A 21,001-nucleotide genomic window follows, 5' to 3' on the forward strand; every position below is an offset into this window, starting at 1 on the left:
ATGTCGCGCCCCCTCATGATTGGCATCGATTGGGGAACCTCATCGTTTCGTGCAAGCCTCGTCAATCGTCACGGCGAGGCCCTCGATACCCGCGAGAGTCCCAACGGGATTCTCGCGGTATCCGACAGGGACTTTGCAGGTTTCCTTCGTTACAGCATCAAAAGCTGGTTGACCGACTTCCCCGGCATCCCGATTCTTGCCTCGGGCATGATAACCAGCCGTAATGGCTGGATTGAGACGCCCTACCAACCTCTCCCTCTGGGGATCAATGAGCTGGCCAATGCTCTGGTCTGCGAAACCGTTCCCGACCTCGGCCAGGTGCACTTCGTCACTGGCGCGGTGCAATCGCCCGATGGCGAGCGCCCCGATGTCATACGTGGCGAAGAAACCGAGATAGTCGGGTATCTGTCTACCCAAGGTGTCAGCGATGGCACCTTCCTGCTGCCCGGGACACACAACAAATGGTTGACGGTCGAGCACGATAAGATCACCCGTTTTGTCACCTGCATGACCGGCGAACTCTATGCGATTCTTCGTGAGCACTCACTGCTTGGCCGCACCATACGCCAAGGCGAGTTCTCACCAGAAGCCTTTCAGCGTGGGTTACAGACCGCCCGCCAGCATCCTGGACAACTTCTAGCGACCCTATTCACCACTCGCGCGCTTCACCTATTCGACCAGCTATCCCCAGAGCAAAGCGCTGACTACCTCTCCGGCTTGCTGATCGGCGAGGAATGCCTCGGCCAGTTACAACAGGGGGCAGCCCCTGGCAAGGTCACCATCATCGGCCGCCATGATCTTGCGGAACGATACCGTATTGCCACCGACTTTCTGTCACTACCCTCCACTATGGCGACGCCCGGGCTGTCACGCCACGGACAGCTGGCCATCGCAAGAGCCGCGGAGCTGATTACATGCTGAACTGGCAACAGGCCTTCGACGCCTGCCCTCTCATCGCCATCCTGCGCGGCATCAAACCCCAGGAAGTCATACCGGTAGCCGATGCCCTGCTTGAGGCAGGATTCCGGCTGATCGAGGTCCCGCTCAATTCTCCCGACCCACTGGAAAGCATTCGCCGCTTGGCAGCCCATGTCGGGGACGATGCCTTAGTGGGGGCAGGAACAGTCACCGCGCCAGATAGCGTAGCCGATGTTGAGCAGGCTGGTGGCCGCCTGATCATTGCCCCTAACCTGGATCCCCGGATCGCAAGCGAAGCCTCGGTCAGAGGGCTCATCTACGGCCCCGGCGTAGGCACTGTCAGTGAGGCTTTCACTGCCATCGAGTCCGGTGCCGACTTTCTCAAACTATTCCCTGCCGAGGCGATCTCGCCTGCGGCAGTCAAGGCCATGCGTGCTGTGCTACCAGAGACAACGCCGTTGTTGCCGGTGGGAGGCATCACGCCAGCCACCATGGCAGGTTACCTCGAGGCAGGAGCACGGGGGTTCGGCCTCGGTGGCGCGCTCTATCAATCTGGCATCGCCAATACAGAGGTCGCCAGGCGAGCAAGAGCATTTATCGCAGCCCACGCCAGCTGGGCTGCGACAGCCAAGCCATAGGTAGCACAACGCGCTTGCAAGCTCCTTACCTCCGCTGGAGTACTTCCATGATCATCAAGCAAGTCAACATCTACACAATGACATCCGAGCTGCCACGCCCCTTCGCCTTCTCCCAGCAATGGATCACCCGTCGATCCGCAACGCTAGTGGAAGTGGTAACTCAGGATGGACAAAGCGGCTGGGGTGAAGCGCTGTGCGCAGGGCTGCTGGAACCGGAACTGTCCGCTTCAGTCCTCAAGCACATAATCACGCCATTGGTGATCGGCCGTTCAGTGTTCGAAAGCGAGGTCATTTGGCACGAGCTCTACAATCACACTCGAGACTACGGACGCAAGGGAGTCGTGATCGCCGCCATCAGTGCTATCGATATCGCTCTCTGGGATCTCAAGGGCAAGATCACGCAACGACCTGTCTTTGAGCTACTTGGCGGTGGTTTTCGCAAACAGGTGCAAGCCTACGCTACCGGCTTCTTTCGCATCGAACTTGGTACAGACACCGCCAGTCTTGTCGAAGAAGCGCGTCGCCACCGTGACGCAGGCTTTGCCAGCATGAAAATAAAACTGGGCTTCGGGGTGGCCAATGACATCAAAGTCATGACCGATATACGTGATGCTGTGGGCGATGATGTCGAACTGATGATTGACGCCAATCACGCCTATACCGTCAGCGAAGCAGCGCAGCTGGCAGATGGCCTCAAGGCATACGGGTTACGATGGTTCGAGGAACCGGTGAATCCTGATGATAAGGAGGGCTATCGTCTTTTGAAGCAGAAGACGCTGATACCCCTGGCAGGTGGCGAAGCAGAATTCACTCTCTTCGGATTCCGCGACCTACTGGCCGGACGCTGTATCGATATCGCCCAGCCAGATGTGGCCATGGCCGGCGGCTTGACCGCGATGACGCATATCACTGCCTTGGCCCTCGCCAACGGTATCCAGGTGAACCCCCATGTCTGGGGGACCGCGATCGGTCAGTATGCATCGCTGCATGCAATCGCCGCGATGCCGTTAGTCAATCCCACCTTGGCGGCCAGCGGTCCGATCTTCGAATACGACACCTCGAGCCATCCTTTCCGCTCCAACCTGGTCACCGCAGCGATCACTCAAAGTGAAGGCTGGGTCACCGTCCCCACAGGTGATGGCCTCGGGTTTACCATCGATCGTGAATTCCTGCGTGAACACGCCCGTCCATACTGACACACGGGCTGGAAAACAAGTTCACATGCTTGCTCGGCCCTGCTGCCATAGGTCTAAAATCTTTGATCAATCTTCCCAATGACATAGGCATCTGGTATTCCAGTCGCCTGTGCTACTCTGTGGCTAAATCCCAGGGCCCGTCTCGGGCCTGAACCACAGCCTACAAGGACCGAGATGCAGGACTTTGAACGCCCCCCCTCCCTAGGAACCCTCGTCACCGATCACGTACGTAACATGATCGTACGCGGCGAACTCGCCTTAGGCGAAGCTATCTCTGAACGCGGTATATCGGCATTGCTGAACGTATCCAAGACACCGGTGCGTGAAGCTTTGGCTCGGCTCAAGCACGAGGGCCTGGTGATCATAAAACCGCAATCTGGTGCTCAGGTCTTCACCCTGAGCGCCCGCGAAGTCGGTAACATCTGTACCTTTCGCCGTACGCTGGAGCCAGCCGCACTGGCACTGGCAATCGAGTTTGATCAGCCTGGCCTCTATCACGAGCTCCGACAGGTAGAAAGCCAGATGCAGGTGGCACACGGATCTGGGCGCATAACCGATTATCTGGACCTGGATTCGGCCTTCCACATGGCCTTCTTCAACCATTGTGGAAACGCCTACTTAAAGAGTTCCTACGAGCAATACGCTGGAAAGATCGCCGCCCTACGCACTCACCTGGCAACCCGGCCGGACCATACCCGTCTTTCGCTCAGAGAACACACCGAGATAGTCGACGCTGTTCAAGCCAAGGACATCACCGCTCTGCGCGCGCTACTGGATGCACACATTGGCCGCACCCAAGAGACTTACGAAGTTGGTGTGGAAGATATTACCCAACTGTGAAATCAGCACCCACAGGGAAGCCATCGACCTGTCTCGCTGACTCCCAACTCATGTGGGCTCTCCCTTGAAAAGGTCTGAACATCATCTGAGTGCCTAGTGAGGCTTTAGCTTTAAACATGACTCAATGCGACCGCCATATCCCCAGAAGAAATCATGCGAGCCTGGCACCTCAGCAATAGCCAGTGAGCGAGTTAGCACTGCGTTATGTCAGTCGATTCCGCCTGCCAGGATTAGCCGTTAAAATCACCATCCATCAGCGCTTCATCTTGTCCCGCGTCGTGTAATAGACGCTGTCGATATGCGAGAGCATGGCGCGTTCGGCGGCGTCAGGGTCGCCGGCGCGCAGCGCTTCGACGATGCGTACGTGCTCTTCATAGCTGCGCTTGATCGAGCCATGCTCGGCCATGACCTGGCGGCGAATGTTGAGCGCGTAGGTATACAGCTCATCGGCATAGCGGATCAGGATCTCATTGCGCGAGTATTCGGCGATGACGTGATGGAAATTCTGATCCGAGAGCTGGAAATTCACCGGTGAGTCGAAGTGCTGGGACTGGGCATCCAGCAAGGCGTCCAGCTTCTTGAGCCCTGCCTCATCGATATGTCGTGCGGCACGACGGGCAATGGCCGATTCCACCACGATCCGACTCTCGAAGACGCTCTCGATATCCAGGTTGTTGAGCTCGTCGCCCTGCTGACGCGCGGGATGATTGCGGAAACTGTCGATCACCGCCTCGCTCGCGCAGACCCTTGACTTGCTGCCATGCGAGACATTCAGCAGGCCATAGCCCGTCAACAGCGCCAGCCCCCCACGAACGGTCTCGCGACTCACTTCAAACAACTGCGCCAGCTCACGCTCGCTGGGCAGCTCATCTCCATCGCGCAGCAGGCCGGTCAGGATCATCTCGATGAGCTTGTCGGCGAGAATTTCCTTCTTGGTCTGATTCTTCAGCGCTTTCTCGAAGGCGAAAGGCGTCTGGTTCATGTGGCCCCCACTGGTATACATTTCATACCAGCATAACTGAAACGCTCGTATGCCGCACCAGAAAACCGACCATAGTCGCAAATTCACCAAAAACCTTGACCAGAAGAGAACTTGTCAGCTAGCTTTTTCATCAACTGGTCTGGTAAACCAACCAGCAGACCATAAGATGCGAATTCACTGTAGATACCAACAACAACGCCAACTCTCACAAGGCTGGAACTCACATGTCCGCAACACGCCCCGTCATTGCCCTGACCCTTGGTGACCCTGCCGGCATCGGCCCCGAACTGATCGCCCGCCTGATCGCGGAGCGCGAACAGTTCGCGGATACCCATACGGTGCTGATCGGCGATCAATGGCTGTGGGAACAGGGCCAGCAGCAGGCCGGCCTGTTCAGTGATCTCCCCCGTGTCGAAAGCTTTGCAGCTGCCCGCGAGCATGAGGGCCTGACCATGATGACCGTGGACAGCGTCGCGAAGGCCGATGTCACCATCGCCGAGGAGAGCGCTGCCTGTGGCGCCTCGACCCTCGCGGTGCTGTCTCGCTGCCTGGAAGCGGCCCAGAACGAGGAAGTCGACGCCATCTGCTTCGCGCCGCTCAACAAGCTGTCGATGAAGAAAGGCGGCCTGGGCCATGAAGACGAACTGCACTTCTTCGCCGAGAAGCTTGGCGTCAGCGGCTACTTCTGCGAGTTCAATACGCTGGGGACGCTGTGGACCTCGCGTATCTCGTCGCATATTCCGCTCAAGGACGCTGCCGAATACGTCACCCAGCCACGCATCATCGCCGCCAGCCAGCTGATCCATGACTCGCTGACACTGGCCGGTGTCGAGCACCCGCGCATCGCCGTGGCCGCCTTCAATCCCCATGGTGGCGAGGGCGGTACCTGCGGGCGTGAGGAGATCGATGTCATCGCGCCGGCCGTCGCCGAGTGCCGCGCCCAGGGCTACCCCGTGGAAGGCCCCTTCCCGGCTGACACCATCTTCCTCAAGGCACGCGACGGCGAGTACGACGCCATCGTGACCATGTACCACGACCAGGGGCAGATCGCGATCAAGCTGCTGGGCTTCAAGTCCGGCGTCACCGTCCAGGGCGGCCTGCCGATCCCCATCACCACGCCGGCTCACGGCACCGCCTTTGATATCGCCGGCCAGGGCAAGGCGGACGTCAACCCGACCCGCAATGCCTTCGCGATCGCCAAGCGCATGGGCACCAACCTGCGTGCGCTGCGGCTCGAGACCGCGTCGGCCTGATGCGCTTGCGCCTCACGCTCATGAACCTGAATCAACGCCATCCACAACAAGGATAATTCGATGAAGATTACCAAGGTCAGAACCCGCGTCTTCGAATGGAAAGGCCATACCGTTCCTCCCACTGCCCACTTCTGCTCCAACGCCATGGATGAGCTGTGGGACAAGGGCGACTCGATGGGCACCTTCCGCTTCCACGGCTGGACGGTGGTGGAAATCGAGACCGACAACGGGCTGATAGGACTTGGCAACGTGGCACTGGCGCCGCGCATCGCCAAGGCGATCATCGATCAATACCTCGCGCCGCTGATCATCGGCCAGGACCCCTTCGACTACGAATACCTGTGGCAGCGCATGTACCGCTCCACCCACGCCTGGGGCCGTAAGGGCATCGGCATGGCCGCCATTTCCGGCGTGGATATCGCCATCTGGGACATCATGGGCAAGGCGGTCGGCAAGCCGGTCTTCAAGCTGCTGGGCGGGCGCACCAAGGACAAGATCCCCTGCTACGCCTCCAAGCTCTACCGCACCGACCTCAAGGGCATGCAGGAAGAGGCCCAGTCCTATCTGGATCAAGGCTTCACCGCCATGAAGATGCGCTTCGGCTACGGTCCGCGTGACGGCGTCGAAGGCGTACGTGCCAATCTGGATAGCGTCGCCGCCGTGCGCGAAGTCATCGGAGAGGATGTCGACCTGATGCTCGAGTGCTACATGGGCTGGAACCTGGACTACGCCAAGCGCATGTTGCCGAAGCTGGAACGCTTCCAGCCGCGCTGGCTGGAAGAGCCGGTGATCGCCGATGACATCGATGGCTACGCCGAACTCAATCAGCTGACCAGCATTCCCATCTCCGGTGGCGAGCACGAATTCACCCATTACGGCTTCCGCCAGCTGCTGGAAAAGCGTGCCGTCTCCGTCATCCAGTACGACACCAACCGGGTCGGTGGTATCACCGCCGCGCGCAAGATCAATGCGCTAGCCGAGTCCTTCAGCGTGCCGGTCATCCCGCATGCCGGCCAGATGCACAACTACCACCTGACCATGGCCTCGCTGGCCTCCCCGATGAGCGAGTACTTCCCGGTGCACGATGTCGAGATCGGCAACGAGCTCTTCTACTACATCTTCAAGGGCGACCCGGAGCCGGTGAACGGCTTCATCGATCTCGACGAAGAAACCCCGGGGCTGGGCCTTGAGCTGAACAGCGACTACTTCGATCAGTTCAACATCATCGAGTGAGGAAGCCATCATGAGACTCGTCCAACTTCGCACCGCCAATGGCCCACGGGTCGCCGTGGTCGAGAGCCGCGACCAGCTGCGCCTGCTCGACTTCCCGGGCGGCACCTATGAGCTGGCCTCCCGCGCCATCGAGCTGGGCATCGGGCTCAGCGCGCTGATCGAGCAGCACTACTCCCACACCCTGGTCGATTACAAGCAGGCCATCGATCGCCGCGAACTGCTGCCGCCGGTCACCCACCCGGATCGCGCGCGCTGCACCGTCACCGGTACCGGCCTGACCCATCTGGGCAGCGCCGATACCCGCGACGCCATGCATGCCGCCGCTCAGGCGCAGGATGAGGCTAGCCTTACCGACTCGATGCGCATGTTCCGCATGGGACTCGAGGGCGGCAAGCCTGCCGAGGGGCAGGTCGGCGCGCAGCCGGAGTGGTTCTACAAGGGTGACGGCAGCATCGTGGTGGCACCGGAAACCGCGATCAGCGTGCCGGCCTTTGCCGAAGACGCCGGCGAAGAGCCCGAGCTGGTCGGCCTGTACTTGAACGATGCCAACGGTCAGCCGCATCGCATCGGCTACGCGGTAGGCAACGAGTTCTCCGACCACATCACCGAGCGCGCCAACTACCTGTGGCTGGCCCACTCCAAGCTGCGCGCCTGCAGCTACGGCCCTGAACTGCTGATCGGCGAGCTGCCCCAGCACCTGGAAGGCACCAGCCGCATCACCCGCGACGGCCAGACCCTGTGGGAGAAGCCCTTCCTGACCGGTGAGGCCAACATGGCCCACAGCCTGGCCAATCTGGAACACCACCACTTCAAGTACGCCCAGTTCCGCGCGCCAGGAGATCTGCACGTGCACTTCTTCGGCACCGCCACCCTGAGCTTCGCCGATCAGATCAAGGTGCAGGAGGGTGATCGCTTCGAGATCGAACTGCCCGCCTTCGGGCGTGCACTGCGCAATCCCGTCGCGTTCGAGATCCACGCCAACGACGCTGAGCAGCCATCCGCCATGGCAGTGCTGTGAGCACGCTTGATAAGTACGAGCCATAGAGGAGGGATCAGGGCCTGGAGGGTGTCGCCACCACCCGGCCCTGACCCCGTCAGCACCAGCACCAGCAACACCGGCGTCAATAACGCCTGTACGCACCAGAAGCATCACGACAATAACGAGAAAAGGGCTTCGCCATGACACTCTCGACCCGCCACACCGCCGCCTCACTCATCACCGCCGCCCTTGCCAGTCTGCTACTGGCAGGAGCCGCACACGCCGCCACCTCGCTGACCTTCGCGCATGCGCATCCGGTCACCGACTCGCAGCACCTGGCCGCCGAACGCTTCGCCGAACGTCTGGCAGAACGCAGTGACGGTGAGCTGACCGTCAAGATCTTCCCCAACGGCCAGTTGGGCAATGACCAGGCCATGATCTCGGGCGTATGCAGCGGCACCATCGATATCGAGCTCTCAGGCAACCCCTACTTCAGCGGGCTGGTCGGTGAGCTGAACGTGCTCGACCTGCCCTTCCTGTTCGACACCCGCGAGCAGGCCTATCAGGTACTGGACGGCGATATCGGCCAGGACCTGCTGACCGCCATGCAGCCGCAACAGATCGAAGGACTCGCCTTCTGGGAAATCGGCTTTCGCAACCTGACCAACTCACGGCGTGCTGTCGAGACTGCCGATGACGTCAGCGGCCTGACCCTGCGCACCACCCCGAATCCGGCGCATATCGCCGCCTTCCAGGCACTCGGCGCCAACCCGACCCCGATGCCCTTCGCGGAGCTCTATACCGCGCTGGAAACCCGCACCGTGGACGGCCAGGAGAATCCAGTCAGCCTGATCCGCTCCGCCAACCTGTATTCCGTGCAGGATCACCTGTCGCTCACTGCACACGCCTACACCGCCGCGCCCTTGATCATGAACAAGCAGACGTTCGACAGCCTCGCGCCCAAACTGCAGACGCTGCTCAAGGAGGAAGCTCAGGAAGCGGCCCGCTATCAGCGTCAGCTCAATCATGACAATGAGCAGGGCGATCTGGCTTTCCTGGAAGATCAGGGTATGCAGGTCGTGCGCGAGCCCGACACCGCCAGCATGCGTGCCAAGGTCGCCGAGCCGGTACGCGCCGAGTTCACCGCAAAGCACGGCAGCGAGCTGCTGGATCGCATCGACACCGCGCTTGCGCGCTGATCACGCTCACCTGACTCGCCACCAGAGGAAGCCCGCCATGCTCTCTGACTCACTCGAATCCCCGGTGGGGCCCGTATCGCTTGCCGAACTGGGCGAGCAGCGCGAGCGCTATCTGGCCACGCAGCAAGAAAATGACCTGCCGATCATCGATGCCCATATGCATGTCTGGGATCCGACGCTCAATTACCACCCCTGGCTGTGTGATGAGCCGATAATCCCCTTCCGCTACGGCGACTACTCCGCGATCCGTCGCCCTTACCTGCCCGCCGAGCATCTGCAGGCGGCGAGCGAGGCGCACCGACTGCTCGGGTGTGTCTACATGGAGGCGGAATGGGTGCGGGGCGATGCGCTCAAGGAAGTGCGCTGGATCGAGGAGACTGCCCGCGAGAGCGGCTGGCCCAACGCCATGATCGCCCAGGCCTGGCTGGATCAGGATGACATCGGCGAGCAGCTCGAGAGGCTTTGCATGTCAGGGATGGTCAAGGGTGTCCGTCACAAGCCGGTCGCACTGGAGCGTCACGATCCGAGGCTTGCCACCCACGCCTTGCCCGGCTCGCTGCGGTGCCCGCGTTATCAGTACGGCGTCGGTGAAGTCGCACGTCGTGGCCTGATCTTCGAGCTGCAGGTGCCCTGGTGGCACCTCGAGGAACTGCTGCCCTTGCTGCAACGCCATCCCGAGATGCCGGTGGTGATCAATCACGCCGGCGTGCCCGGAGATCGTCATCCCGACACCCTGCGTCATTGGTCACGGGCCCTGGACAAGGTCGCCGCCTGGCCACATGTGATGATCAAGTTCTCGGGGCTCGGCATCGCGGGCCAGCCCTGGCGGCTGGAAGACAACCGCGAGGTCTTCGAGATCGTGCTGCGCCATTTCGGGGTCCACCGCGTGATGTTCGCCAGCAACTTCCCGGTCGATGGGCTGGTGACCTCGCTCGATACGCTGTGGCAGGCCTTCAAGGACCTCAGTCGCGCCTTGAGTCCCGAACACCGCCTCAAGCTGTTCTGTGACAACGCCGTGCGCTGCTACTCGCTGGACATCAGTACCTAGCTGGACATCAGTACCTAGCGCTCGTTCGACGTCATGACATCCGTCCCCATGACCACGGGCTCTGAAAAAGTCCCTATAACAACAGTCCCTATAACAACAACCTGCAAGGAATTTGCCATGTCCATCCGCCACGCTTTGCTCAAAAAAACTCCGTTAAAAAACTCCCGGCACACGAATACCCTGCTCAAGACGGTCTCCACCCTGGGACTGATGCTGAGCTTCGCGACCACCGCCCACGCAGAGATCACCGCGCGCATGGGTACCAGTCTGCCGGATGCTCACCCGCAGACGCTGGGTGCCAGGAAGTTCGCGGAGCTGGTCGAGGACAAGACTGACGGTGAGGTCACTATCAAGGTGTTCTCCAACGGCATTCTGGGCAACGACGTCAACATGACCTCGATGCTGCAGTCCGGGACGCTCGACTTCACCGTGCCCTCCACCGCCACCCTGAGCAGCCTCAATCCTGATTTCAATATCATCAGCCTGCCCTTCCAGTTCGATGACAGTGAACACGCCGATGCCGTACTGGATGGCGAGGCTGGCCGCGCCCTGCTCGCAAGCCTCGATGACAAGAAGCTGGTGGCGCTCGAGTACTGGGAGAACGGCTTCCGTCACATGACCAACAGCCGGCGCCCCATCGAGACGCTCGAGGATATCGAAGGACTAAAGATCCGCACCATGCAGAACGCCCTCTACATCGACCTCTTCAATGGATTGGGCGCCAACGCCGTGCCCATGGCGGTCAATGAACTGTTCACCGCCATGGAAACCCGCACGGTGGATGGTCAGGAAAATCCCTACACCGTCATCGACGCCAAGCGCTTCTTCGAGGTCCAGACGTACCTGTCGCGTACCGCGCATGCCTATGACGCCCAGGTACTGGTCGCCTCGGCAGGCTTCATGCAGTCACTCGATGACGCCCAACGCCAGCTGGTCCGCGAGGCCGCTCGTGAAGCCACGCTCTATCAGCGTGAACAGAGCCGTGCCATGAACGAGGAACTGCTGAGCGCGCTAGAGAAAAAGATGACCGTCAACGTGGTGGCGGACAGTGAACGTCAACGCATGCGCGAGGCACTGGCAGCGGTGATCCAGCAGCACACCCAGGCACTGGACCCGGCGGTGGTGACGCAATTCCAGGCAGCGCTGGCCGACGCCCGTTAGTCAACATAACCAGTCCCGGCAACCAGTCTGAGCAACCCGTTCCGGTGACCAGTCTCAGAAAACGACCCGCGGCAGTGCTGCCACGACTCGCCACAGCGTCGCACTGTCGCGCCGTCATCGAGATGCTTCCTTCGGGGATAACACCATGAACAAACTGACCCACGAGATGCCGTTATCCATGTCGATCAAACCGCCCATCGCGCCATCCGCCGAGTCACGGGGAAGCCACGCCACCCCGCTGGCGTCAGCGGCGCCTACCCGCACTGCCACCGGCATCACGACGATCTTCAAGGGACTGGAGAAGGCCCTCACTCTGCTGATGGTGCTGGCACTGGTGGCGATGATCGCGCTGGTCTTCGTCAATGTCGTGCTGCGCTACGGCTTCAACAGCGGCATCTCGATCAGCGTCGAGCTGTCCCGCTTCCTGTTCGTCTGGGTCACCTTCATGGGCGCCGTCACGGCGTTGATCCGCCAGGAGCACCTGAGCGTCAACACCTTCGCCGACAAGCTGCCGGCGGCATGTCGCAGGGTGCTGGATCGCGTCGTCACCCTGGTGATGCTCGGCTGCTGCCTGATGCTGCTCAAGGGCAGTTTCGATCAGACGGTGCTCAACTGGCGCAATCTCTCCCCCATCAGTGGCATTCCCGTCGGCGTCTTCTATCTCGCCGGCCTGATGGCAGGCGTATTGATGTCGCTGATCCTGCTCTGGCGACTGCTGACGCCCCTTGCCCTGCATGGCATCACGCCACCGAATGCCACCAGTCCTTCATCTGAACAGCAAGGAGACACGCCATGACCATCGGGCTCTTCCTCGGCTCCCTGCTGGCCGCCATCGGCCTGAGCCTCCCGATCGCCTTCGCCCTGCTGGTCAGTGCCATCGTGTTGATGCTGCACCTGGACCTGTTCAATTCCCAGATACTGGCGCAGAACCTCGTCAATGGCGCGGATAGCTACACCCTGCTGGCCATCCCCTTCTTCCTGACTGCAGGCGAGGTGATGTCACGCGGTGGTCTCTCCCAGCGCATCGTCAGTCTGGCCATGTCCATGGTCGGACACCGCAAGGGAGGCCTGGGCTTCGTCGCCATCTTTGCCGCCATCATCATGGCCAGCCTGTCCGGCTCGGCGGTCGCGGATACCGCTGCGCTGGCCAGCATGCTGTTGCCGATGATGCGCAAGGCGGGCTATCCACTGGGCCGCTCCTCCGGCCTGATGGCCGCAGGCGGCATCATCGCGCCAATCATCCCGCCCTCCATCCCGTTGATCATCATCGGGGTCGCCGGTGGCATCTCCATCGGCAAGCTGTTTCTCGCCGGTATCGTGCCGGGGCTGATCATGGGCGTGACCCTGGTGGTGATGTGGCTATTCATGACCCGCAAGGAAGATCTGGTCGTCACGAAGAAGGCCACTGGGCGTGAGCGCCTCAAGGCACTCAAGGACAGCTTCTGGGCGATCATGCTGCCGGTCATCATCATCGGCGGCATCAAGAGCGGCATCTTCACACCGACCGAGGCCGGTGTGGTCGCGGCGGTCTACGCCATCTTCGTCGCCACCGTGGTTTACCGCGAACTGGACTTGAGCCAGCTGTATGACGTGCTCGCCCAGGCCGCGCGCAGCACCGCCATCGTGATGTTCCTGGTGGCTGCGGCGATGGTCGCCTCCTGGCTGATCAGCATCGCCCAGCTGCCGTTGATGGTCGCCGGCCTGCTGCAGCCGCTGGCCGATGACCCGCGCATCCTGATGCTCGCCATCATGGGCATCGTGCTGGTGGTCGGCATGGTGATGGACCTGACGCCTACCATTCTGGTGCTCACGCCGATCCTGATGCCCATCGTCAAGCTGGCCGGTATCGACCCCGTCTACTTCGGGATCATGTTCGTCCTCAACTGTGCCATCGGCCTGATCACCCCACCGGTCGGCAACGTGCTCAACGTGATCACCAGCGTCGGCAACCTCAAGTTCGAGAAGGCCGTCAGCGGGGTCGCGCCCTTCGCCCTCGCCTATGTGGTGATTCTGCTGCTGTTCGTGGCCTTCCCGCAGATCATCACCGCGCCCCTGTACTGGATGACCTCATGATGGCTTTGACGATGAAGACGTGGACGCTACACAGGGCAACCCTGCGCTCAATCATGAATGCAAGGAGATGCAGATGACCTCGCCTTCGATCAACAGCAACATTCACGCGCACCCTTTGATCGATGCGCACCATCACTTCTGGGCGCTGGATGGCCAGGTGGCGTACCCCTGGCTGGAAGACTCGCCGGTAGAGAACTTCTTTCTCGGCGACTATGCCGCGATCCGCCAGCCCTTTCAGGTCGCGGATCTCAAGCGTCTGGTGCCTGAGGGCTTCGAGCTGGTCGGCAGTGTGCACTGCGAAGCCGAAGCGTCACGCCCACAGGCTGAGAAAGAGACGCGCTGGATTACCGAGCAAGCAGCCATTCATGGCCTGCCGAGTGCGCATGTCGGCTGGGCGGCCTTTGGTACTGAAGCGTGCGCCGCACAGCTGGACGCGCAATGTGACTCACCGCTGTTTCGTGGCGTGCGTGCCAAGCCAGTCACCGCCGCCACGCCCCAGACCCGCCAGTCGGTGGCGGGCACCAGTGGCAGTCTGCAAGACCCGCGCTGGTGCGAGGGATTGGCGCTGCTCACGGAGCGTGACCTGAGCTGGGACCTGCGCGTGCCCGCCTGGCATCTCGAAGAGGCGGCCACGACGCTTCAGGACTATCCCGGCTTGCGCGTCATTCTCAATCACAGCGGCCTGCCGTGGGATCGCACGCCGGAAGGCCTCGCCCAGTGGCGCGCAGGTATGCGGGCGCTTTCTGAGAACCCGAATGTCGCCGTCAAGCTCTCGGAACTGGGCACGCCCTGGCATGCCTGGGATGCCAGCGCCAATCACGAGCTGCTCTGCGAGGTACTGGACATCTTCGGCCCCCGTCGTTGCCTGTTCGCAAGCAACTTCCCGGTCTCCGGACTCAAGGTCAGCTATGGCGACTGGCTATCGCTGGTGACGGGTGCCATCGCGCAGACGGCGTCTCACGACCAACGCCAGATCGCGTTCGACCAGGTTCTGCACGATAACGCCATTCACTGGTATCGGCTGCCGATTGCCGCTATCACCCACGATGCCGCTATCACCCACGATGCCAGACCCACCCAACATGCCAGACAGGAGGCACCATGACACTCAACGGCCATCAGCTCATCGGACAGCGCAGCTTTGCCGCCAAGGGCGAGGCGATCCACGCCATCAACCCGGCCACCGGAGAGCGCCTGGCGCCCGGCTACCCGGGGGCCAATGCAGGGGATGTGGAAGACGCCTGCCGACTGGCAGGTCAGGCCTTTGATGCCTATCGCGCCACGACGCCCGAAGAAAGAGCCCTCTTCCTCGAGACCATCGCCGAGGAGATCGAGGCACTCGGCGAGACCCTGACCCAGCGTGGAATGCAGGAAACCGGCCTGCCTGAAGCACGCCTGAACGGTGAACGCGGTCGCACCTGCGGCCAGCTCAAGCTGTTCGCCAAGGTGCTGCGTCGCGGTGAGTGGCAGGATGTGCGCGTCGATCCTGCGCTGCCGGAGCGCACTCCCCTGCCGCGGGCAGACCTGCGCCAGCGTCAGATCCCGCTTGGCCCGGTGGCCGTCTTCGGTGCCAGCAACTTCCCATTGGCCTTCTCGGTGGCCGGCGGCGATACCGCTTCTGCGCTGGCCGCAGGCTGTCCGGTCGTGGTCAAGGGACACTCGGCCCACCCGGGCACCTCGGAACTGGTCGGTCAGGCCGTCGCTCGCGCCGCCAGGCGTTGTCAGATGCCAGAAGGCGTCTTCTCGTTGCTGTTCGGACCCGGCAATGAGGTCGGTCAGGCACTGGTCAAGCATCCCGAGATTCAGGCAGTCGGCTTTACCGGCTCGCGCAGTGGTGGCACCGCCCTGCTGACGCTCGCCCAATCGCGTCCGCAGCCGATTCCGGTCTACGCCGAGATGAGCAGCATCAATCCGGTCATCCTGATGCCAGCGGCCCTGGAAGCCCGCGCCGAAGCGCTGGGCAGCGCATTCGTCGGCTCGCTCAACATGGGCGCCGGTCAGTTCTGCACCAACCCGGGGCTGGTGCTGGCCATCAAGGGCGAAGCACTGGAGCGCTTCAAGCAAGCCGCCATTCCCGCCATCAAGGCAAGTCCGGTGCAGACCATGCTGACGCCGGGCATCCACAAGGCCTATGCCGAGGGCGTGGCAAGCCTGTCCTCACAGCCCGGCATTACCTGCCTGGCCAGTGGCGAAAGCGACTCTCCCATCGCCAGCCCCTGCCAGACCCAGCTGTTCAGCACCCGGGCGAGTGACTTCCTGGCCAATGAAGCCATGCAGGCGGAAGTCTTCGGCTCCAGCTCGTTGATCATCGAATGCGATGATCTCGCTCAGCTCAAGCAGGTCTGCAGCGCGCTGGAAGGTCAGCTGACCGCCACTTTGCACCTGGATGACGCCGATCACGACGCCGCACGTCAGCTGCTGCCGGTGCTGGAGCGCCGCGCCGGACGCATCCTCGTCAATGGCTGGCCGACAGGAGTCGAAGTCTGTGACGCCATGGTGCACGGCGGCCCCTGGCCCGCCACCTCCGACAGCCGCACCACCTCGGTGGGCACCGCCGCCATTCACCGCTTCCTGCGTCCGGTCTGCTATCAGGACCTGCCGGATACCCTGCTACCACCGGAACTCAAGCACGACGCGCCCTCCGGCATCAGTCGACTGGTGGGTGGGGTGCGGGAGGGGTGATGCCTCGCCATTGAACAATATGTAGTGCAGTCCACGCCTGTTAGAAGAGCCACCCCACGGGGTGGCTCTTTCACGTTCAGGGCTGCTGCCAAGACATCCTGCCCCGTCGCACTATATGTCCTGAGCTTCGACGATGGCCCCAGACCAACGAAGTGCTGGGCATGCTGCTGATGCCTGGAGGTGTCACCCGGATTCTCCGCGCCGAACAGCATGTGTCCGGCCCCCGCCAGATAGCACAAGGCGTGCCGGTTGCTGGACCGGAAAAGTGAAATCCCCCGCCTTCTGCAGCGTGACTTGCCTGAGGGGCATGCACCTCGGGGGTCGCTTGCTGGCTTCAGACATGCCAAGGCCGCCTCAAAGGGCGGCCTTGGCATGTCTGGCGAGCAGTCTCCACCACTGCCCTCTCAGCCATATTGCTTAACCATAGAAGTGCTCGACAAGGCTCATGGGAATCGCCGGCACGTAGGTGACCAGCATCAACACCAGGAAGAGCACGAAGATCATCGGCAGATTGACCTTGGTGGTTTCCCACATGTCCGTTCTGGCAATCGAGCAGGAGGTCGCCAGCACCGAGGCGACGGGGGGGGTCTGCTGACCGATGGCGAGGTTGAGCGTCAGGATCAGGCCAAAGTGGATCGGGTCGATCCCGATCTGCTGGATCAACGGCATCACGATCGGCACGACCAGGATGATGGCCGCTGCACCATGCAGGAACATCCCCAGCAACAGCAGCAGGATATTGAGTAACGCCAGCACCGCCACCGGGTCCGTGGTCAGTGAGGTGATTTCCTGCGCCAGTTGCTGCGGCAGCTGCATCTCGGTCAGGAACAGCCCCAGCACCGCGGACGTGGCGACCAGCAGCATGACGACGGACGTCTGGATCACGCCATCGATCACCGCGCGATACAGCACCTGCAGGTTCAGCTCACGATAGACCAGGCCCCCGATGACCAGCGCCGCCAGCACAGCGATGCCAGCCCCTTCGGTCGCGGTCACGAAGCCGCCGAAGATGCCACCCAGGATGATGACCGGCAGCGTCAGCGCCCAGAAGGCCTCGCGGAACGCCTTGCCGAGCGTCGACAGCGAAAAGGCAGCCTCACGCGGCATGTCGTACTTGCGGGCGTAGTAGTAGCAGAGCATCGCCAGCCCCAGACCACCCAGGATCCCCGGGATGATGCCGGCGACGAACAGTTTGACGATGGACGTGTCCGCGATGGCGCCGTAGAGAATCATCGACAGCGACGGCGGAATGATGATCGCCAATGACGCGGAGGATGACGTGATCGCCGCCGAGAACTCTGGCGTGTACTTGCGCTTCTTCATCTCGGGAATGAGTACCGACCCCGTGGCTGCCACGTCCGCGACCGCCGAGCCGGAAATCTCGGCAAAGAACAGCGACACCCCGACATTGACCATGGCCAGGCCACCGCGCACGAACCCCACCATCGCCGTGACGAGATTGATCAGCCGCATGGAGATGCCTGACGTGTTCATCAGCGCACCGGCGAGGATGAACAGCGGAATCGCGATCAGCGGAAACTTGGTCGCGCCATTGAAGAGCGTCAGCGGCACGTTCACCAGCGCGTCCACGCCCATGAAGATCACCACTCCCACGACCCCGACGGTGCCGATGGCGACCGCAATGGGCACGTTGATCAGCACAAGTGCGAACAGGGCCGCGATAATGATCAGTAGCGTCATGAGCGGTGCTCCTTGAGGTCTTGCTCGGCGAGGCGGATGGCTTCCGCGATCTCTTCCTCTTCGCTGTTGACGCCTGCACACATCTTGCGCCATGCGTGGGGCAGGCTCAGCAGTTCACACAGGATGAAGAGCGCCGCACTGATCGGAATCACCGACTGGGTGACATCCAGGCCGATACTTGGCAAGGCGATCAAGGCATCCCAGGCCAGCACGTCCAGCACCTGATACCCGAACCAGCCCACCACGGCAAAGAATCCGATCACGATCAGCTCAGAGGTAATGAACAGCGTACTGCGCAGTGCGATGGGCGCCTTGGTGATCAAGCCGGGAAAGCCCATGTGCGAACGCTTCAAGGCCGCGAGACAGGCGCCATAGAAGCTGAGCCATGCCAGATTGATCGAGGCGACCTCGTCATACCACGGCAAGGAGCCACCGAAGGTGCGCAAGGCCACCGCCGCCAGCACGATCACCGTCAGCGACAACAGCAGGCTGACGGTAAATACCTCAAGGCAGCGTTCTACCACACGGTTGATCCTTTCCAGCACTGTCAAGTCAGCCGTGGCCGTCAGTCCTTCCCCACTCTCGGTGGGGAAGGTTGCCTTGGCCGCATGGGAATGCGAGCTCATGACTTACTCCTTGGCCAGTGCCATGGCCCGGTCAACCATCGCCTGGCCACCGTCGACCTTGTCGGAGAACGCCTGATAGACCGGCGCACTCGCGGTGACGAAGGCATCCCGATCCACCTCATTGACGGCCATGCCGCCCGCCTTGAGGCTCGCCAGCAGCTTGTCATCCAGTTCTGCGCCCTTGGCGAAGGCCCAGCTCTGGGTCTCGGCAGACACCTCGGCAATCGCGGCCTTCACGTCCTCGGGCATCTTGCCCCAGCCGGCCTGACTGCTGGTCAGCCAGATGGGCGAATAGACATGATTGGAGAGTGACAGGTACTTCTGCACCTCCTGGAACTTGGCGCCATCGATATTGGACAGCGGATTCTCCTGGCCGTCGACTACCCCGGTCTGGAGTGCCACGAAGACTTCCGAGAAGGCCATCGGTGTCGGATTGGCACCCCACGCTGTGAACATGCCGGTACGCCATTCGCTCTGCGGGGTGCGCAGCTTCAGCCCGTCCAAGTCTTCCGGCTCCACCACGGGATGTTCATTGTTGGTGATCTGGCGGAAGCCGTTCTCCCAGGTGGAGACCAGCTTGAGGCCCTTGGCCTTGGCATCCTCGGCCAGGTCCGTCATCACGATCTCGTCATCGATGCGCTTGAGGTGCTCACGGTCCTTGACCATGAACGGCATGTCGAACAGGGCGAAGCTTGGTGACACGGACGACATCACCGAGGAAATCGCGGCCAGGTCGACCGTACCCAGGCGCAGCTTCTGGATCAGCTGGCGCTCATCACCCAGCTGGCCACTGTGGTAGTACTCGACCTGATGTTCATCGCCGAGTCGCGCCTGCAGACTATCGGCGAAATGCTGTGCAGTCAGGCCCTGCAGACTGTTGGGGCTTCCCCCGATGGCAAACACGATCTTGTCGGCATGTGCGGAAGTGGTACCCAGGGTGGCGGCTAACAGCGTGGCGGCAAGCATGGCTCGCTTCATTGTCGAATCCCTTTGATTGTTATGATTCTGGAGATGGGCGTATCGGGTCTGGCTTGTCGCTTGATCGCTTCGGGCCTGAGCCTGTGCTGGCGAGGCAGACCCAGGTGACTCACGCTCAAACGCCACTCCCTTAAGTGGACTGCAAACCATACCAGATGAAGCAAAACTTAGTCGCCCACTGCCTCACCGGTCAATCAAAGCGCCGCAGAAATAGACCTTTGTCTAGCGATAAACGCAACAATCCCCCTTCCCCGAGCTTATCTGGACTGAATGGCAAACCACATACCGACATCAATCATCTGATGTTGTCAGCCGCGGTCTTTAAAGGATTTTCAGCCCCCCTCAAAACCAAAAGCCCCGCCGATGTCCTCGGCAGGGCTTTCCGACAGGGCAGAGATATCAACGTCTCCGCAAAAGGGGACGGCAAAGGGGGCGAAGACTACGATTGGACAGCCCGACTGGACAGCCGGCTGAGGCGCTAGTTTGAAAAACCCGGCTGACAGTCCGACGGGGCGTCACTCAGTCACGGCGTCCCCAGGCGACGGCGTCATGGGGGTGAAGGCTCTCGATATGCCGCACATGGACATGCGCCTCGCCGTCGGTGATCGCCAGACCATTGATCAAGCGACGTGCGGCATCTTCAACGAACATCAGATTCTGACCATTGAGTGCCGCAAACGCCTGCTCATCGGCGCGTTTCACGGCTGTCTGGACGGGCGTGGCCACGGCCTGCTCGATGGCATCGATCAGTGCGATCAGCCCCAGATCCTCGGCTTCAGGCTTGAGCGTGACCTGAACCAGCGCTTCACTGCGCTGGCTATGGGGCGTGGCCAGGGTGGCATGGTGGGTGAGCCACTCGGCGACCTGCTCAGGCGTCAGCGTGGCGTCATTGCGGTGAGCCTCCAGGAACGCCTGCTCGATCAGCTGGCGCGACAGGGCCGCCGAGCAGGGGCAGGTGGAGGAATAGCCCACCGTGACGCTCGCCAGCAATGAGAACCTACCCTCCTGCAGCCTGGCCTCCAGCGTGACGGGGTAGGACTTCCAGCCAGATAGCTCCGGCGTGACAAGCGCCGGACGCTTCACCAGCAGTGCGAACGCCATCTTCACGCGGGCATTGCGTGAAGCGCAGTCATGGTGACTTGCCACCATCGCGGCAAGTACCTCCTGCAGATTGCCCGGGGTCAGCGCCTTGCCCTCCGCCAGCCCATCCAGCAGGCGGTAGAGGCGCGACATGTGAATGCCCTTGGTATGCGGCATCGGCAGGTCGACCTGCGCATCCACGTGGGCATGCAATTCGCGGCGATAATCGCCCTCCTCGATGAGTACGGGCAGATCGATCCCCTGCATGCCCACCCACTCCAGAGGGCTCAGGGAGCGGGAGCGCTCGGTCAGGGAAACGTCGGGGAGTATTGCGGTCATTCGTCAGATATCCAGAGCGGCTCTCAACAGCGCCGCCGCCCTCACGTCGGTGGGAGGCAGGCACTGAGTTCCGCC

At 61.6% G+C, this 21,001-nt stretch carries 19 protein-coding genes; 14 read left to right on the plus strand and 5 right to left on the minus strand.

Features of this window, described 5'->3' with window-relative positions; genetic code table 11:
• The 4 genes from CDPAHKCJ_RS01610 (at position 1) to CDPAHKCJ_RS01625 (ending at position 3,592) form a co-directional block, all read left to right on the plus strand.
• Positions 1-921, plus strand: coding sequence for a 2-dehydro-3-deoxygalactonokinase (locus tag CDPAHKCJ_RS01610; RefSeq protein ID WP_166018293.1), 921 nt, complete (start codon positions 1-3; stop codon positions 919-921).
• Entirely contained in the window at positions 915-1,556 is a 642-nt protein-coding gene (locus CDPAHKCJ_RS01615; protein ID WP_166018294.1) for a 2-dehydro-3-deoxy-6-phosphogalactonate aldolase, read from the plus strand. Before CDPAHKCJ_RS01610 ends, CDPAHKCJ_RS01615 begins: the two co-directional genes overlap by 7 nt.
• Before the next feature lie 47 nt (positions 1,557-1,603).
• Entirely contained in the window at positions 1,604-2,752 is a 1,149-nt protein-coding gene (locus CDPAHKCJ_RS01620; RefSeq protein ID WP_166018295.1) for a mandelate racemase/muconate lactonizing enzyme family protein, read from the plus strand.
• Positions 2,753-2,926: 174 nt separating this feature from the next.
• Entirely contained in the window at positions 2,927-3,592 is a 666-nt protein-coding gene (locus CDPAHKCJ_RS01625; protein WP_166018296.1) for a GntR family transcriptional regulator, read from the plus strand.
• Between the two features lie 253 nt (positions 3,593-3,845).
• On the opposite strand, the gene CDPAHKCJ_RS01630 is transcribed toward CDPAHKCJ_RS01625, so the two are convergent.
• A complete protein-coding gene (locus CDPAHKCJ_RS01630; RefSeq protein WP_166018297.1) occupies positions 3,846-4,574 on the minus strand; it encodes a FadR/GntR family transcriptional regulator in 729 nt (242 codons plus the stop codon).
• A 224-nt stretch (positions 4,575-4,798) separates the two neighbouring features.
• On the opposite strand from CDPAHKCJ_RS01630, the gene CDPAHKCJ_RS01635 reads away from it, so the two are divergent.
• The 10 genes from CDPAHKCJ_RS01635 (at position 4,799) to CDPAHKCJ_RS01680 (ending at position 16,202) form a co-directional block, all read left to right on the plus strand.
• Positions 4,799-5,827, plus strand: a complete 1,029-nt coding sequence (locus CDPAHKCJ_RS01635) for a 4-hydroxythreonine-4-phosphate dehydrogenase PdxA (RefSeq protein WP_166018298.1) — start codon at positions 4,799-4,801, stop codon at positions 5,825-5,827.
• A gap of 60 nt (positions 5,828-5,887) precedes the next feature.
• On the plus strand, positions 5,888-7,060 hold the full coding sequence (locus CDPAHKCJ_RS01640) for an L-rhamnonate dehydratase (protein WP_166018299.1): 1,173 nt from the start codon (positions 5,888-5,890) through the stop codon (positions 7,058-7,060).
• 10 nt (positions 7,061-7,070) lie between these two features.
• On the plus strand, positions 7,071-8,078 hold the full coding sequence (gene araD1 / locus CDPAHKCJ_RS01645) for an AraD1 family protein (RefSeq protein ID WP_166018300.1): 1,008 nt from the start codon (positions 7,071-7,073) through the stop codon (positions 8,076-8,078).
• A gap of 161 nt (positions 8,079-8,239) precedes the next feature.
• Positions 8,240-9,238, plus strand: coding sequence for a TRAP transporter substrate-binding protein (locus CDPAHKCJ_RS01650; RefSeq protein ID WP_166018301.1), 999 nt, complete (start codon positions 8,240-8,242; stop codon positions 9,236-9,238).
• Positions 9,239-9,275: 37 nt separating this feature from the next.
• On the plus strand, positions 9,276-10,286 hold the full coding sequence (locus CDPAHKCJ_RS01655) for an amidohydrolase family protein (RefSeq protein WP_166018302.1): 1,011 nt from the start codon (positions 9,276-9,278) through the stop codon (positions 10,284-10,286).
• A gap of 117 nt (positions 10,287-10,403) precedes the next feature.
• The gene (locus CDPAHKCJ_RS01660; protein ID WP_166018303.1) at positions 10,404-11,447 is read left to right on the plus strand and encodes a TRAP transporter substrate-binding protein; all 1,044 of its coding nucleotides are present in this window, start codon (positions 10,404-10,406) and stop codon (positions 11,445-11,447) included.
• 145 nt (positions 11,448-11,592) lie between these two features.
• Positions 11,593-12,243 carry a TRAP transporter small permease gene (locus tag CDPAHKCJ_RS01665; protein WP_166018304.1) on the plus strand — a complete coding sequence of 217 codons (651 nt, stop codon included), beginning with the start codon at positions 11,593-11,595 and terminating at the stop codon, positions 12,241-12,243.
• The gene (locus tag CDPAHKCJ_RS01670; RefSeq protein WP_166018305.1) at positions 12,240-13,520 is read left to right on the plus strand and encodes a TRAP transporter large permease subunit; all 1,281 of its coding nucleotides are present in this window, start codon (positions 12,240-12,242) and stop codon (positions 13,518-13,520) included. The genes CDPAHKCJ_RS01665 and CDPAHKCJ_RS01670 overlap by 4 nt, the downstream gene beginning before the upstream one ends.
• Before the next feature lie 73 nt (positions 13,521-13,593).
• A complete protein-coding gene (locus tag CDPAHKCJ_RS01675; protein ID WP_166018306.1) occupies positions 13,594-14,625 on the plus strand; it encodes an amidohydrolase family protein in 1,032 nt (343 codons plus the stop codon).
• Positions 14,622-16,202 (plus strand): aldehyde dehydrogenase (NADP(+)), encoded by a 1,581-nt coding sequence (locus CDPAHKCJ_RS01680; RefSeq protein WP_166018307.1) that lies wholly within the window; start codon positions 14,622-14,624, stop codon positions 16,200-16,202. The genes CDPAHKCJ_RS01675 and CDPAHKCJ_RS01680 overlap by 4 nt, the downstream gene beginning before the upstream one ends.
• 417 nt (positions 16,203-16,619) lie before the next feature.
• Here the strand turns inward: CDPAHKCJ_RS01680 and CDPAHKCJ_RS01685 are convergent, their stop codons facing one another.
• From CDPAHKCJ_RS01685 to folE2, 4 genes are all read right to left on the minus strand, one after another.
• On the minus strand, positions 16,620-17,903 hold the full coding sequence (locus tag CDPAHKCJ_RS01685; protein ID WP_166018309.1) for a TRAP transporter large permease: 1,284 nt from the start codon (positions 17,901-17,903) through the stop codon (positions 16,620-16,622).
• The gene (locus tag CDPAHKCJ_RS01690) at positions 17,900-18,529 is read right to left on the minus strand and encodes a TRAP transporter small permease (protein WP_166018311.1); all 630 of its coding nucleotides are present in this window, start codon (positions 18,527-18,529) and stop codon (positions 17,900-17,902) included. The genes CDPAHKCJ_RS01685 and CDPAHKCJ_RS01690 overlap by 4 nt, the downstream gene beginning before the upstream one ends.
• Before the next feature lie 3 nt (positions 18,530-18,532).
• Positions 18,533-19,495, minus strand: a complete 963-nt coding sequence (locus CDPAHKCJ_RS01695; RefSeq protein ID WP_240916612.1) for a TRAP transporter substrate-binding protein — start codon at positions 19,493-19,495, stop codon at positions 18,533-18,535.
• A 531-nt stretch (positions 19,496-20,026) separates the two neighbouring features.
• Positions 20,027-20,926 carry a GTP cyclohydrolase FolE2 gene (gene folE2, locus CDPAHKCJ_RS01700; RefSeq protein ID WP_166018316.1) on the minus strand — a complete coding sequence of 300 codons (900 nt, stop codon included), beginning with the start codon at positions 20,924-20,926 and terminating at the stop codon, positions 20,027-20,029.
• Between the last annotated feature and the right edge of the window lie 75 nt (positions 20,927-21,001).

Origin of the sequence: Cobetia sp. MB87, from assembly GCF_011319755.1 — a bacterium.
Classification (GTDB): domain Bacteria; phylum Pseudomonadota; class Gammaproteobacteria; order Pseudomonadales; family Halomonadaceae; genus Cobetia.